Below are 14,306 nucleotides of genomic sequence, written 5' to 3'. Positions count from 1 at the left end.
TGGGTAGTTTCAGTGCATCAGCGAGAGCAAAGGGGTCCACACATGAGCATCACCGAATACTTCTCAGGCCTGGCCGTCATCCTGGGGTCGCTCGCGGCCGTCCTGGGCCTCTGCGCAGGCATCCTCCGGCGCGGGGCACGGCACTAAGCCTGCTGCCTCGGGGCCACTCCCAATGTCCAGGTCACAAAAGCAGTGAGGCTCCGGCCTGCGTCATCCGCAGGCCGGAGCCTCACTGCTTACTGGTGCCCCAGGAGGGAATCGAACCCCCGACCGGCGGATTAGAAGGCCGCTGCTCTATCCCCTGAGCTACTGGGGCACGTGGTGTCCGGAGCATATATTCCGGCGCATCAAAAAGTTTACATCCCCCGGGTGCCGTTGCCGTCACGGCGGCACCTGTCCTCCACAGTGCCGCCCCGGGCGGCGTTATGCACATACGGAAACAGACACCTCGCCGGAGCACGGTGTCCGCGCGAAGCTGGTTTTGCCCGGTAGGGCACCACCTTCGAGACAGGACATGATCATGACCGACATCATTACCATCCGGGGCTTTGTGGCGACGGACGTCACCACGTCCACCACCACCACCGGCATTGGGACGGCCTCGTTCCGGCTGGGGTCCCCCTCCCGTCATTTCGACAAAGCCTCGGGGGAGTGGGTCGAGGACTACATGAACTGGTTCACGGTCCAGGGGTACCGCCAACTGGCCGGGAACATGGCCTGCAGCATCAAGAAAGGCCAGCACGTGATCGTCGTCGGCCGGCTGAAGCTGGCACGCTGGGAACGGGACGGACGCATTTACCACAAGGCCGAGGTCAACGCCGACTCAGTGGGCCACGACCTGAGGTGGGGCTCCGCCAATTACATCCGGACGGCGAAGAACGAACTGCCGGACTCTGAAACGGCCACCCAGCGCGGCGACGGCTACGACGCGGCAGCCGGGGAGTCGGGGCCGGACGACTACCCGGAAGAAGACGGCGCTGCCGAGGACATCGTCTTCGAGGATGCCAGCGGCGACTACGTCTCCGTGGACACGGAAACCGGAGAGCTCGCCGGAGCGGCGACCTGAAGCCTGCGCTCGCTGGCGCGCGGTGCCGCGCTGGGGACTGCCACGCCGCAACAACCCCGCCGTTGCGGCGTGGCAGAATGGGCGGCATGACCAGCACCACGAATCACCGGCCGAAACATCCAAAAGCTCCCCGGCCGGGATCCCCGTCATCGGTGCGCATGCCATCGGCTGGTGCTCCCTCTCGTCTGGTTCTTCTCGCGGTGGCCGGCTGCCTCGCCGGTGCCGCAGCACTGTCCGCCTGCACCGGGTCCCAGCCAGGTCCTGCAGCATCCACAGCAGTTTCAAGCTCCACACCGCCGGCCAGCGCCGCCGCGCCGTCAACCGCGCCGTCAACCGCGCCGACGCAGGGTGCTGCTGCCCAGGCATCCGGATCCGCCGAGGGCAACCCGGCAACAGCCACGCTGAAGCAGACCCTTGCCGACGCACTGAACCGCCTGGCCGCCGGAACGCCGAAACCCGCAACGGCCCAGGTGGCGGACGCACTGACCGGTGCCGGCATCCCGGGCACAGCACTCGAAGTCTCGGAAAGCCGCACCCCCACCGGGCTGGAAGCGGACGCCATCGAAGCCGCCGTCCTGGCGGGCGGGGACTGCGTCATAGGACAGATCCGGGACGGCAGCGTCACGGTCAGCGTCCTGCCGGTTCTTGCGAGCGGCAAGTGCTTTGTCGGGGTTCCCGCCTGACGGACGAATGTGAGTTATCCCCGCCAACCCACTAGATTTGGAACCATGGCGGAATTTATCTACACAATGACCAAGGCCCGTAAGGCCGTTGGCGAAAAACTTATTCTCGACGACGTAAGCATGTCCTTCTTCCCGGGTGCCAAGATTGGTGTTGTTGGCCCGAACGGTGCCGGTAAGTCCACCATTCTTAAGATCATGGCCGGACTGGACACGCCCTCGAACGGTGAAGCGCGGCTCAGCCCCGGTTACACGGTGGGCATCCTGCTCCAGGAACCGCCGCTGAACGAGGAAAAAACCGTCCTGGGCAACGTCCAGGAAGGCGTAGGCGAGATCTACGGCAAGATCCAGCGCTTCAACGAGATCTCCGAGGAAATGGCCAGCCCCGACGCTGACTACGACACCCTCCTCGAAGAGATGGGCCACCTGCAGGAAGCCATTGACAATGCCGACGCCTGGGACCTGGACTCCCAGCTGGAGCAGGCCATGGACGCCCTCCGCTGCCCGCCCTCCGATGCGGACGTCACGCTCCTCTCCGGTGGTGAGCGCCGCCGGGTGGCCCTCTGCAAGCTGCTCCTGCAGAAGCCTGACCTGCTGCTGCTCGACGAGCCCACCAACCACCTCGACGCCGAGAGCGTGCTGTGGCTTGAACAGCACCTCTCAAATTACGCAGGCGCTGTCCTGGCCGTCACCCACGACCGGTACTTCCTTGACCACGTCGCGGAATGGATCGCCGAGGTTGACCGCGGCCACCTCTACCCGTACGAGGGCAACTACTCCACGTACCTGGAAAAGAAGCGTGCGCGCCTTGAAGTCCAGGGCAAGAAGGACGCCAAGCAGGCCAAGCGCCTCACCGAGGAACTGGAATGGGTCCGTTCCAACGCCAAGGGCCGCCAGACCAAGTCCAAGGCCCGTCTGGCACGCTACGAGGAGATGGCTGCCGAGGCAGACCGCACCCGCAAGCTTGACTTCGAAGAGATCCAGATCCCGCCGGGACCCCGCCTGGGCGGACTGGTCCTGGAGGCGAAAAACCTGCAGAAGGGTTTCGACGACCGCACGCTGATCGACGGACTGTCGTTCACCCTTCCCCGCAACGGGATCGTCGGCGTCATCGGCCCCAACGGCGTGGGCAAGTCCACGCTGTTCAAGACCATCGTGGGCCTGGAGCCGCTCGACGGCGGCGAACTGAAGATCGGTGACTCCGTCAAGATTTCCTACGCGGACCAGAGCCGCGGCGGCATCGACCCCAACAAGACGCTGTGGGAAGTTGTCTCCGACGGCCTGGACTACATCCAGGTGGGCCACGTGGAAATGCCGTCCCGCGCCTATGTTGCCGCGTTCGGCTTCAAGGGCCCGGACCAGCAGAAGAAGGCCGGTGTACTTTCCGGCGGTGAGCGCAACCGGCTGAACCTGGCCCTGACGCTCAAGCAGGGCGGAAACCTGCTGCTCCTTGACGAACCCACCAACGACCTCGACGTCGAAACCCTCAGCAGCCTCGAGAACGCGCTGCTTGAATTCCCCGGCTGCGCCGTGGTGGTCTCCCACGACCGCTGGTTCCTGGACCGGGTGGCCACCCACATCCTCGCTTACGAAGGTGACGAGGAGAACCCCTCCAAGTGGTACTGGTTCGAGGGCAACTTCGAATCCTACGAGGAGAACAAGGTCTCACGCCTGGGCCCCGACGCAGCCAAGCCGCACCGGGTCACCCACCGCCGCCTGACGCGCGACTGATCAGCGCAGGCTAACGCTGCATTAAAGGAAAGGCCGGCACCCCGCGGGGTGCCGGCCTTTCGCTTGTCAGAACCGGGCGAACGGGGCCACTAGTCCCGTCCCGCCTTGCGGATCTGGTGCTCCAGGACTTTGGACTGGAAGGCCCCCACCACCTTGTTCTTCAGGTCGGTGGGAACGCGGACCATACCCTCCTGGGCCACCGATGCAACATGCTGTCCGGTCCGGTTGAAGATCTTTCCCGTTGCCAGCCCGCGCGCGCCTTGGGCGCTGGGGGATTCCTGGACGTAGAGCAGCCACTCGTCCACGCGGGCAGGGCGGTGCCACCACATCGCGTGGTCGAGGCTGGCCACGTTCATGCCCGGGGTGATCCAGCTCAGCCCGTGCCGGCGGAGGATGGACTCCAGCAGGGTGTAATCACTGGCGTAGGCAAGCGCAGCCCGATGCAGGTTGGCGTTGTCCGGCATGGGTCCGAACGTCTTCATCCACACGGCGTTCCGGGCTTCCCGCTTGCCCTTCGCCGAGACATACAGGGGCGGATCCACGTGCCGGATGTCGAAGGGCCGCTCGTACGACCAGTGCCGGGCCACCGGGTGGTCGAACTTGCCCAGGAGGTCCGCCGTGCTCGGCAGCGACTCAGGATCCGGGATTCCCTTGGGCATCGCTGACTCGTGCTCGATGCCTTGGTCCTCACCCTGGAAGGACGCAATCATGGACAGGATGGGCACACCCTCCTGGTAGGCGTGCACCCGGCGTGCGGAGAACGAGCGGCCATCGCGCAGGCGCTGGACTCCGAAGGTGATGGGCTTGTTGGCATCGCCTGGCCGCAGGAAGTATCCGTGCATCGAGTGGACGTGCCGTTCGGCGTCCACCGTCCGGTTGGCGGCGATGAGCGACTGGGCCAGGACCTGGCCGCCGAAAACCCGCTGGTGCGGCTGCTGCTGCGACGGCCCCAGGAAGATGTCCTCGTCTGTCCGGGCCCCCTCCAGCTCGCCAAGGTCCAGCAGGTGGATGAGTGATGTGGTGGGGTCACCGCTGGGCGGGGCCAGCAATCCGGCGTCGGCTTCAGTCATGGTTCGACTCTAGACGCCACCCCGGCACCGCTCAACCAAGGTGCAGCCGGTAGTGTTCATGGTGTGACAGATCTACTCACCCAGTCCTTCCGCTTCGCGGATCCGCGCGATCTCGCCGATCTGCGCACCTTCGCCACGCGGGCCAAAACCATCGACGACGGCGCCATCCGGCTTCAGGCCGCGGGCTCAGTCCTGGCCGCGTACGTGTGCGTACTCAGGCCCCGGCTGCTCGGCGAAGCAACCCCCACCATCCTGGGGCTGCGCACCATGGGACTCGCGGAACGGTCCGGCACCGACGTCACCGTCCCGCTGTCAGCGGTCCTGGACCGGCTCGCCCGGGCAGGGGAGGACGACGTCGAGCTGCCTGTTCCGCCGTCCACCGTCACCGAATCGTGGACCGGGGTCGGTGCCCCCAGGGCAGGCTGGGAGCTCGTCCGGTCCGTTCCGGATGCCGAACTGCGCCGGGCCGCCGAGGCCGGCATCGCCGAAGTGGCCGGCATTGTGCCGGACAAGCCCGGCGCACTGATCGTCAACAATGCCCGGGCCGCTGTCTGGGGCCGTCCGCTGGACGATTCGGGGCTGCCGGCCGGAGCCGCGTTCGCCGCGCTGACACTGGGTTTCCTTGCCGACGGCGACCAGAAGCTCTACCGCACCGGCCGGTGGTTCCGCCTCACCGGCGCACGCGGACATGTCCTTGCCCGGACCGGCACCGGCCTGGGCTAAGCCCCCAACCCGGCCAGCCCGCCAGCAGGCGGGACCTCAGGCCCCTGACGGGCTGTTCACCATGGACAGGGCCGCGCGTTCCATGTAGTCCCACAGCGTGCCTTCGTAGAGCGGGGGCAGCTCCAGTGAATCGACGGCCGCGCGCATGTGGAACAGCCAGCGGTCCTTTGCCTCCGGCGTCACGCGGAACGGCATGTGCCGCATCCGCAGCCGGGGGTGGCCGCGTTCCTCGCCGTAGGTGGTGGGACCGCCCCAGTACTGCTCCAGGAACATCAGGAACCGGCGTTTGGCAGGCGCCAGGTCTTCTTCGGGGTACATCGGCCGCAGCAGCGGATCGGTGGCCACGCCGTCGTAGAAGACATCGATGAGGCGGACGAACGTGTCATGGCCGCCCACGGCATCGTAGAAATTGTCCGTGTAGCCCGGCTGGCTGAACGGATCGTTCTGCATCAGCTGGCGCGGCGGCTGCGGTTCGGCGGGTGTGGTCATGTCCCTATTCTCCGGCTTTCTGGTCAGTCTTCTTAGTCTCGGTGTTGCTGGCCGGCTCGTGCAGTGCAGCTTCGGGGCCCGCGGCGGGTGCGTCAGGCACCGGCACGTAAGTGCCCTGCGAGCGGTTTCCTACGCGCAGGATCTCGCCGTTGCGCAGGTACCAGATGGCGCCGTCCTCGGAGCGGACCCGGGTGATGCGCAGGCCCATGGATTCCACCACTCCCACGACTTCGCTGGTTTCGATGACGTCGCCGATCCCGTACTGGTCCTCAATGGTGATGAAGATGCCGGCCAGGAAATCCCGGATCAGCTGCTGCGCGCCGAAGCCGATGGCTACACCCAGGATGCCCACGCTGGTGAGCAGCGGGGCGATGTTGATGTCCAGGTTCTGCAGCACGTACATGATGGTGATCACGGCCACCAGGACGCCGACGATGCTGTTCAGCAGTGAACCGATGGTCTCCGCGCGCTGCACCCGGCGTTCATGGTCCAGTGCCCGGATCGCCGGTGCGACCCACTTGAAATGGGCCTTCTTGAAGAAGTTGCTTCCAGCTGCCACGCGCCTGCTGATACGGGAGATGACGAAGGTTGCCACCAGCCAGACGGCAACGCCAACGCCGATGCTGATCACGATGCCCGTGACGCTGACTCCATCTGGCTCGGAGGCGAGGGAAGGGGTGATCGACAACGTGCTGAACATAGGCGGGTTTGCTCCTTGGGGTTCTCCGGCTGCGGCCGGAATCATGGGGCCCCTGCGCGGGTTTCGCCCGGCGCATAAGGCTCTGTTCTGTTTCAACCCTAGCGCCGTAGCGTGGACACATGCGCATCCTGATCCTTGGCGGAACCGCCTTTCTCTCCTCAGAAATTGCCCGGCAGGCAGTGGCAGCCGGGCACCAGGTCACGTGCCTGGCCCGCGGTTCCGCCGCCGAACCGCCCGACGGCGCCACGTGGGTTAAGGCGGACCGTTCACTGGGCGCGAACAGCTATGCGCCCGTGGCCGGGACCTGGGATGCGGTCATCGAGGTGGCCCGTGACGCCGTCCAGGCCTCGGAGGCGCTGGCCGCCCTGGCCGGCCAGGCGGACCACTGGACATTTGTCTCCAGCTGTTCGGTCTACGCCGACCATTCAACGCCGGGAGCGGGGGAGGACGCTGCGCTCCTGCCGCCCCTGCCTGCCGGGACGGAATCAGCCCCCGAAAACTACGGCGAATCGAAATCTGCCATAGAGCAGGCAACCCTGGCCGCCGCGGGGGACAAGGCGCACCTTTGCCGGGCCGGCCTCATCGGCGGTCCCGGCGACGCAACGGACCGCTACGGCTACTGGCCCGCGAGGTTTGCCCGGGACAACGGACCTGCCATCATCCCGGACATTCCCCGCCACGCCACCCAGGTCATCGATGTCCGCGACCTGGCCGGGTGGATCCTTGCCGCGGCGTCACAGGGCGTCACGGGGGCACTGAATGCGGTGGGGGACCAGGTGCCCTTCGGTGACTACCTTGAGGCGTCGAAAACCGCCGCCGCCTTTGAAGGCGAACTAGTGTCGGTTTCGGAGGACTGGCTCGTAGACCACGGCATCGATTACTGGGCCGGGCCTGATTCACTCCCGCTGTGGCTGCCGCCGGGCCATGACGGCTTTTGCACACGAAGCAACGAGGCCGCCCGCGCCGCCGGGCTGACGCTGCGGCCCTGGCAGGAGACCGTGGCCGACACCCTCGCGGACGAGCGCAGCCGCGGCCTGACCCGCCGCCGCAAGGCCGGGCTGGCGCCCGCGACGGAAGCCCGGCTCGTCACGGAGCTGCGGAACCTTTGAAGCCCGCCCCCCCAACTGGGTAGCAGTAAGTGTCGTTTTCACGGCTCAAAACGACACCTACTGCTACCCAGTTGGGCCAGGAGTCAGGAAGCAGGGTCAGGCGGTCAGGGTCACCGGGTCGTGATGCACCGGAAAATTGACGCTGCGGGCGATAAAGCAGACCTGGTTGGCTTCGTGGTGCATCTGCCCGGCGAGCTCTCTGTGCGCAGGATCCGCCAGCGTCACCTGCGGGTGCAGTGTCACGGATTCAAACTGCCCGCTGCCGTCCCGGTTCAGCCGCAGCATGCCCGTGGCCTCGTCCCGGTAGTCGGTGACCACCACTCCGTGCCGCACTGCCACGTGCAGGAAGGACAGCATGTGGCACTGCGCCAGGGCGGCCAGGAGCAGCTGCTCGGGGTTGTAGCGCGACCTGTCGCCGTGGAACGTCGGGTCGGCGGAGCCCGGGAGCACCGGCAGCCCCGGGATCAGGACATCGTGGTCCCGCGAATATCCGCGGTATGACGATGTTCCCGCTCCCAGGTTGCCGGTCCACTGCACCGTCAGCGAATAGTGGTGCTCACCCAGGCTCATGCTGCCGGCCTAGGCATCGCCGGGAAGGACGTCAGCGGCGCGGGCGCGCAGGGCCCGGGCAACGCCGTCGCGGTTTTCCAGCATCATGCGGCGCAGTGCGGCGCTTTCCGCCGGTAGCGCGGCCAGGAAGCTGTCGGTCCGATCAACGGTGGCCTGCGTGGTCAGCAGCGCCGGGTACAGCCCGACGACGACCTGCTGGGCCAGTGCGTGCGTGCGGGTGGCAACGATCCCGGGAACGGCCGCAAAGTACTTTTCCGCGTACGGTTCCAGGAGCGAACGGTCCAGAACCCGCATGAAGCCGGCGACCGCCGACCCCTGCAAAGCGTTGGACAGGTCACCCTTGACCACGATCGACTCCCAGGCCGCGGCCTTGGCATCGGGGGTGGGGATCGCAGCCTTGGCAAGCGCGGCGGCGTTCTGGCCGCTGGCGGTGTTGTCCCGTTCCAGCTCGGCGTTGATGTCCTCGGTGCCCAGCCGGCCGCCGGCCACCAGCGATGCCACGAGCTCCCACCGGAGGTCCTGGTCCACGGCCAGCCCCTCCAGCGTTGCCGTGCCCGAAAGCAGGCCGGCGATGGTGTCCAGCTGCCCCGTGCTGCGTGCCAGCAGGGCAAAGGACTTCACAAACTGCAGCTGCGCATCAGACCCGCCCGGTACCGCGTTGGCGAGGTCCCAGAGGGTGTCCACGGCGGCCACGGTGGTGGTCTCACGGTGCTCCTCGGCAACGTAGAAGTTCAGCGTGGTGGCCAGCTGGCGGAGCTGGACCAGGATCACCGAGGAATCCGATTCCGCGGCCACGTTGGCCAGGATCAGCTCCACGTAGCGGCGTGCGGGGGCTTCGCCGTCTCGGGCGGCGTCCCACGCGGAATTCCACACCAGCGTGCGCGGCAGGCTCTCGCTGAAGTCCTTCAGGTGCGCCGTTGCCGTCGCCAGGGACTTTTCGTCGAGCCGGACCTTGGCGTACGCGAGGTCGTCGTCGTTGACCAGGATCAGGTCCGGCTGCGCCAGGCCCGCCAGGGCAGGCACTTCGGTGCGTTCGCCGTCGACGTCGAGCTCTTCGCGGTGCACGCGCTCCAGCTTTCCGGCGCCATTGAGGTTGTAGAAGCCAACGGCCAGGCGGTGCGGCCGGATGGTGGGCCAGTCCTGGACCGCCGACTGGATGATGGCGAAGGACGAGAGGTTCCCGTCGGCGTCCGTCTCCAGCTCGGGTTTGAGCGTGTTGACGCCGGCCGTCTCCAGCCAGAGCCGGCCCCACTGGTCCAGGTCGCGGCCGCTGGCCTTCTCCAGCTCCACCATGAGGTCGCTGAGCTCGGTGTTCTGCCACGCGTGCTTGCTGAAGTATTCCCGGACTCCGGCCATGAACTGTTCCGGTCCGACCCACGCCACCAGCTGGCGCAGCACCGAGGCGCCCTTGGCGTAGGTGATGCCGTCAAAGTTGACCTCCACATCCTCGAGGTCGTTGATTTCGGCGAAGATCGGGTGCGTGGTGGGCAGCTGGTCCTGGCGGTAGGCCCAGGACTTCTCCACCGAGGCGAACGTGGTCCACGCACTGGTGAAGGACGTGTTTTCCACTGCGGCGAGGTGGGACATGTACTCGGCGAAGGATTCGTTGAGCCAGAGGTCGTTCCACCAGCGCATGGTCACCAGGTCCCCGAACCACATGTGCGCGAGTTCGTGCAGCACGGTGATGGCCCGGCGTTCGATCTGCGCGCCGGTGACCTTGCTGCGGAAAACGTAGCCTTCGAGGATGGTGACCGCTCCGGCGTTCTCCATCGCGCCCGCGTTGAACTCGGGCACAAACAGCTGGTCGTACTTCTCGAAGGGGTACGGGTGGCCGAACTGCGCCTCAAAGAATTCGAAGCCCTGGCGGGTCAGGTCAAAGATGTTGTCGGCGTCCAGGTACTGCATCAGCGACTTCCGGGCGAACACACCGAGCGGCACCACGCGGCCGTCGGAGGAGGTGACCTCGCTCCGGACCGACTGGTACGGGCCTGCGATCAGCGCGGTGACGTAGGAGGAGAGCCGGGGCGTGGCCGCAAACTGCCAGACCGAGCGGGCGCCGCCGTCGTCCCCGGGGGCGGTTTCCTGCGGCGCGGGGGTGGGGGAGTTGGAGATGACGTCCCAGTGCGACGGCGCCGTGACGGTGAACGTAAACGTGCCCTTGAGGTCCGGCTGCTCGAACACGGCGAACATACGGCGCGAATCCGGCACCTCGAACTGGGTGTACAGGTACACCTCGTTGTCCACCGGATCCACAAACCGGTGCAGCCCTTCGCCGGTGTTCATGTAGGGCGCATCGGCCACCACGGTGAGCTCGTTGGCGGCGGCCAGGTCCGGCAGCTGGATCCGGACGCCGTCGGCAACGGCCGCAGGATCCAGGGCACGCCCGTTGAGCGTGATGCTGTGGACGGTGTGGGTGATGGCGTCGATGAAGGTGGAGGAACCGGGTACGGCTTCGAACCTCACCGTGGTGGTGCTCCCGAAGACCTTCCCGCCCCTGGTCAGGTCCAGGCTGACCTCGTAGGAATCAACGTTGATCAGTTCGGCGCGTTCGCGTGCTTCGGCGCGCGTCAGGTTCATACCCGGCAAGTGGGACCTCCAGAAGGTTGCTGTTGCCGGCGGGGGAGCAGCCTGCACCGGCACTATGAAGCCATTCTTTCACTTCTTGGGCTGTTGGCAAGTTGACGCAGATCACAACGTGACACGGCGGGAGTAGCGTTAAGGCATGGGCAAGTTCAGGGATGCGGTGGACGCCAAAGCGCTTCGGTTCGCGGTGGGCTTTCCCGTGGTGCTCGCCGGGGCGTTTGTCTTCTGCGCCCATCTGCTCCGGCCCAGCCTTCCGGAGCCGCTGGCGGTGAGCTGGACGGACGACGGCGGCGCCTCCTTCGCCCCGTTTACCGCCTACGCGTGGGGTGGGGCGCTGATCATCGTGGCGGCCGGCTGGCTCGTCCTGTCGCAGGCCGTTCCGGTCTCCCGCCCCGTGGTGATGCGCAGGATCATGATGGGGGCCGGGCTGTTCCTGTGCCTCTTTGTCACCAGCGTCCTGGCCGCCGGGCTGGTAGGACAGTCCGGGCTGGCCGACGCACGGGAGTCCCGCGTGGACGTGACAGTGCTTGCGCTGGGAAGCGGGGCGGCACTCTCGCTGGGCGTGATCATGGGCTTTGTTTTCAAGGCTGACCGGCGGTGGTCCCCGGATGACGACAGGGCGTTCGAGCTGGCCATCGCCAGGGAGCTGGACCCGGACCTGGCGCGCGACTCGATCCGGCTCTGGGTCCATGCCCGCAGTTCGGTGTTTGTGATGATCGCGGTGGCTGTACTGTTTCCCGCGGCCCTGATCGTTATTGCCCTGCCGTGGCTGGGCGCGTTCCTGGCCGCACTGGCCGTCGTGGCCGCGGCGTTCCTCTGCGCCAGGGTCAAAGCCGACCGCAGCGGCCTGCGGGTGCTCGTGGCGGGGATCCTGCCGGTGATGGACGTGCCGGCAGCCGCTATCTCCGCCGCCAGCGCTTCGGAGGTGAAGGCTGCTGACTACGGCGGGTGGGGCTACCGGAACCACAGCGGCACCGCAGCGATGCTGGTCAGCAGCGGCCCCGCCGTCGTCGTCCGGAAAACCGACGGCCACAGCCTCGCCGTCAGTGGAGGCAGCCCGGCGTCAGCCGCCCGCCTGGCCGAGGTCCTGACCCGGGTGGCTGCACGCGCGCATGGCGGCGCCTCAGGCGTGGAGCAGGACTCCTAGTATTCTTGTTCGTGTTGCCCTGACCCGGCCGGGCCAGCCCGCCGGCCCCTCAAAACCGAACGGATACTGTCGTGACTTCTTCCCCTGCCTTCCCGCGGGTACACATCGCCACTGACCACGCAGGCATGGAACTCAGTGCCCACCTCGTCAGCCACCTCTCTGCCAAGGGCTACGACGTGGTGGACCACGGTCCCAAGGAGTACGACGCACTGGACGACTACCCGTCCTTCTGCATCAACGCCGCGTTGGCCGTGGTGGCTGACCAGCAGGCAGGCGTCCACGCCCTGGGCATCGTTCTGGGCGGGTCCGGCAACGGCGAGCAGATCGCCGCCAACAAGGTCAAGGGGGTCCGCGCGGCCCTCGCCTGGAACCACTCCACCGCCACCCTGGCGCGCGAGCACAACGACGCCAATGTGGTGGCCGTCGGCGGCCGCCAGCACACCGTCGAGGAAGCCACCGCGCTGATCGAGGCGTTCCTGGCCGAACCCTTCAGCAATGACGAACGGCACGTGCGCAGGATCGGCAAGATTGCCGCCTACGAAACCACCGGCGAGGTCATCGAGTAGTGCCCGAAGGCCACTCGGTACGCCGGCTGGCGCGCCAGTTCGACGACGTCTTTGGCGGTGAGACGCTGGCCGTGAGCAGCCCGCAGGGACGGTTTGCGGCCGGTGCAGCACTGCTGGACGGCCACGCGATGGTCGAATCGCAGGCCCACGGCAAACACCTTTTCCTGCATTTTGACCACGCGCTGGTCCTCCACGTCCACCTCGGACTCTATGGCGCCTGGGATTTCGGCGGCGACGCCGCGTTCCGGGGAGCGTCGAGCATCGGCGCCCCCCGGAAAGTGGGGGAGCGGGAAACGTTCGACGACGGGACCGCGCCTGCCTACGCGGGCCCGCCCGCGCCGGTCGGTGCTGTCCGGGTACGGCTGGTGGGCCGGCATGGCTGGGCGGACCTGCGCGGCGCCACCACCTGTGCTGCCATCACCGGGACTGAAGCATCAGCTGTCCTGGCCAGGCTGGGACCGGATCCGCTGCGCAACCTGCCGCCGGACCGGGAACGCTTTGTGACGGGCATCCGGTCACGTAAGACGCCCGTCGCAGCGCTGCTGATGGACCAGAAAGTGATTGCCGGCGTCGGAAACGTCTACCGCGCCGAAGTCCTTTTCCGCCAGCGGATCGCTCCGCTGCTGCCGGGAAGCTCCCTGCCCCGGGAGGCGGCGGAACTGCTCTGGGATGACACCGCGGCGGTGATGGGCGACGGCGTCCGCGACGGCAGGATCATCACCACTCCGGCGTCGTACTGGGGAGAAGGCGCCGCCCTGCCGGCCGGCGACGAAGCGCACTACGTCTACAAGCGCCAGGGGCTGCCGTGCAGGGTCTGCGCCGTTCCCGTCGCGTTGGCTGAGCTGGGCGGCCGGAAGCTGTATTGGTGCCCCGGCTGCCAGGATTAGGGACTGCGGGCCAGGCGTGCTGTTATTCTGCCCGCCGGGTCTGTGATGCAGTGTCATTGCCGAAGGCCGGTTCAACGGACTCCACGGCGTAGGCCTTGGTCGCCGATCGCTGCAGCGGATTACGCAGGCGGACCTGGTACGGACCATCCCGGAAGGTCGCGCGGGGGTCCAGCTGGACAAGGAGAAGCGGCTCGTCGCGGACGGCGTCCAGCCGCACCACCGTGCCGTCCCGACGTCCGCCCACAGACAGCACCGTCGCGGGCTCCACGGCAGTCTCCTTGAGGAGTTCCCGATGCTCCTGCCCCGCCGCCAGGAAGAGGATTCCATGGGCGACGCCGATGACCCGCAGCGGGATCACTGCATCAGACAGGGGTTGGGCCGTAGGCCGGGGCTGCGCCGGTGATTCCTGCACGGACGACCCCTTTGCCCTCTTCCCGGGCCGGCCGCATTCCTGGCACCGGGCCCGCCCCCCGACATCCGCCAAAAGGGTCACGAGCAGTCCCCTGGGTGAGTGGTCCCATTTGTCGGCCACCACCCGGCACCACGCAGTGTGGTAATCCGTCCCGTACTTCATCACGTAGACCTGGTCATCGCCGGCGACGGGCGCGCCCTCGCGCCGGGCCTCCGGCTCGACAGGCTTGAGTTCGCCGAAGCCCCTGGCCTCTGCATGGGTGGCGTCGTTGACCTTGAGATACTTGCGGATCAACGGATTGAGTTGGCGTATAGGTGGTGGCACGGAATTTGCGGGGCCTTTCTGTGCTAGCCAACAAGAAAAGGGCCCCTCATCGAGGGGCCCTTCGTCTGTGGTCCTTTGACAGGACCGGTCGTGGAGGGGACGACGGGAATCGAACCCGCGTAATCAGTTTGGAAGACTGAGGCTTTACCATTAAGCTACGTCCCCGGGAGAACAGCACTTCTAACATCTACAATGTTAGCGGCCGGTCTTTCGGGCTGGCTGATCAAGCCGGATACAACTAAACCTAAT

The 14,306-nt window shown here is 66.8% G+C and carries 14 protein-coding genes and 2 tRNA genes; 8 read left to right on the top strand and 8 right to left on the bottom strand.

The features are described from left to right. Positions 1–240: 240 nt before the first annotated feature. Positions 241–316: transfer RNA gene (locus tag EYS21_RS10965), tRNA-Arg, on the bottom strand. Between the two features lie 204 nt (positions 317–520). On the opposite strand from EYS21_RS10965, the gene EYS21_RS10960 reads away from it, so the two are divergent. The 3 genes from EYS21_RS10960 to ettA all read left to right on the top strand — a co-directional run bounded on the left by EYS21_RS10960 (position 521) and on the right by ettA (position 3,477). Next, positions 521–1,066 carry a single-stranded DNA-binding protein gene (locus EYS21_RS10960; protein ID WP_165478294.1) on the top strand — a complete coding sequence of 182 codons (546 nt, stop codon included), beginning with the start codon at positions 521–523 and terminating at the stop codon, positions 1,064–1,066. An 86-nt stretch (positions 1,067–1,152) separates the two neighbouring features. Beyond that, positions 1,153–1,749: a hypothetical protein gene (locus EYS21_RS23735; protein ID WP_242633372.1), complete on the top strand. Its 597-nt coding sequence runs from the start codon at positions 1,153–1,155 to the stop codon at positions 1,747–1,749. Positions 1,750–1,794: 45 nt separating this feature from the next. Continuing rightward, a complete protein-coding gene (ettA, locus tag EYS21_RS10950) occupies positions 1,795–3,477 on the top strand; it encodes an energy-dependent translational throttle protein EttA (RefSeq protein ID WP_131133213.1) in 1,683 nt (560 codons plus the stop codon). Between the two features lie 89 nt (positions 3,478–3,566). Here ettA and EYS21_RS10945 read toward each other — a convergent pair whose 3' ends face one another. After that, entirely contained in the window at positions 3,567–4,547 is a 981-nt protein-coding gene (locus EYS21_RS10945) for an acyl-CoA thioesterase II (protein ID WP_131133212.1), read from the bottom strand. 63 nt (positions 4,548–4,610) lie between these two features. Between EYS21_RS10945 and EYS21_RS10940 the strand changes: the two genes are divergently transcribed. Beyond that, positions 4,611–5,270, top strand: coding sequence for a hypothetical protein (locus EYS21_RS10940; protein WP_131133211.1), 660 nt, complete (start codon positions 4,611–4,613; stop codon positions 5,268–5,270). A gap of 36 nt (positions 5,271–5,306) precedes the next feature. On the opposite strand, the gene EYS21_RS10935 is transcribed toward EYS21_RS10940, so the two are convergent. Together EYS21_RS10935 and EYS21_RS10930 are read right to left on the bottom strand one after the other, a co-directional pair. Beyond that, the gene (locus tag EYS21_RS10935) at positions 5,307–5,759 is read right to left on the bottom strand and encodes a globin (protein WP_131133210.1); all 453 of its coding nucleotides are present in this window, start codon (positions 5,757–5,759) and stop codon (positions 5,307–5,309) included. 4 nt (positions 5,760–5,763) lie between these two features. Next, a complete protein-coding gene (locus EYS21_RS10930) occupies positions 5,764–6,459 on the bottom strand; it encodes a mechanosensitive ion channel domain-containing protein (RefSeq protein ID WP_131133209.1) in 696 nt (231 codons plus the stop codon). Positions 6,460–6,578: 119 nt separating this feature from the next. On the opposite strand from EYS21_RS10930, the gene EYS21_RS10925 reads away from it, so the two are divergent. Next, the gene (locus tag EYS21_RS10925) at positions 6,579–7,568 is read left to right on the top strand and encodes an epimerase (protein ID WP_131133208.1); all 990 of its coding nucleotides are present in this window, start codon (positions 6,579–6,581) and stop codon (positions 7,566–7,568) included. Positions 7,569–7,664: 96 nt separating this feature from the next. On the opposite strand, the gene EYS21_RS10920 is transcribed toward EYS21_RS10925, so the two are convergent. Both EYS21_RS10920 and pepN read right to left on the bottom strand, forming a co-directional pair. Beyond that, positions 7,665–8,138, bottom strand: coding sequence for an OsmC family protein (locus EYS21_RS10920; protein ID WP_131133207.1), 474 nt, complete (start codon positions 8,136–8,138; stop codon positions 7,665–7,667). A gap of 9 nt (positions 8,139–8,147) precedes the next feature. Further along, complete coding sequence (pepN, locus tag EYS21_RS10915; protein ID WP_131133206.1) at positions 8,148–10,715, bottom strand: aminopeptidase N; 2,568 nt, start codon at positions 10,713–10,715, stop codon at positions 8,148–8,150. Positions 10,716–10,860: 145 nt separating this feature from the next. On the opposite strand from pepN, the gene EYS21_RS10910 reads away from it, so the two are divergent. The 3 genes from EYS21_RS10910 (at position 10,861) to EYS21_RS10900 (ending at position 13,321) form a co-directional block, all read left to right on the top strand. Further along, positions 10,861–11,868 (top strand): hypothetical protein, encoded by a 1,008-nt coding sequence (locus EYS21_RS10910; protein ID WP_131133205.1) that lies wholly within the window; start codon positions 10,861–10,863, stop codon positions 11,866–11,868. Positions 11,869–11,939: 71 nt separating this feature from the next. Beyond that, the gene (locus tag EYS21_RS10905) at positions 11,940–12,434 is read left to right on the top strand and encodes a ribose-5-phosphate isomerase (protein WP_131133204.1); all 495 of its coding nucleotides are present in this window, start codon (positions 11,940–11,942) and stop codon (positions 12,432–12,434) included. Further along, positions 12,434–13,321, top strand: a complete 888-nt coding sequence (locus tag EYS21_RS10900; RefSeq protein ID WP_131133203.1) for a DNA-formamidopyrimidine glycosylase family protein — start codon at positions 12,434–12,436, stop codon at positions 13,319–13,321. The genes EYS21_RS10905 and EYS21_RS10900 overlap by 1 nt, the downstream gene beginning before the upstream one ends. Positions 13,322–13,343: 22 nt before the next feature. Here the strand turns inward: EYS21_RS10900 and EYS21_RS10895 are convergent, their stop codons facing one another. Both EYS21_RS10895 and EYS21_RS10890 read right to left on the bottom strand, forming a co-directional pair. Further along, positions 13,344–14,057: a hypothetical protein gene (locus EYS21_RS10895; protein WP_131133202.1), complete on the bottom strand. Its 714-nt coding sequence runs from the start codon at positions 14,055–14,057 to the stop codon at positions 13,344–13,346. A gap of 91 nt (positions 14,058–14,148) precedes the next feature. After that, positions 14,149–14,222: transfer RNA gene (locus EYS21_RS10890), tRNA-Gly, on the bottom strand. Positions 14,223–14,306: the final 84 nt, after the last annotated feature.

Source organism: Arthrobacter sp. S39, from assembly GCF_004320525.1.
Taxonomy (GTDB): Bacteria; Actinomycetota; Actinomycetes; order Actinomycetales; family Micrococcaceae; genus Arthrobacter.
Note: the sequence above shows the minus strand (reverse complement) of the source record. Positions and strands in the feature narration are given on the sequence as shown.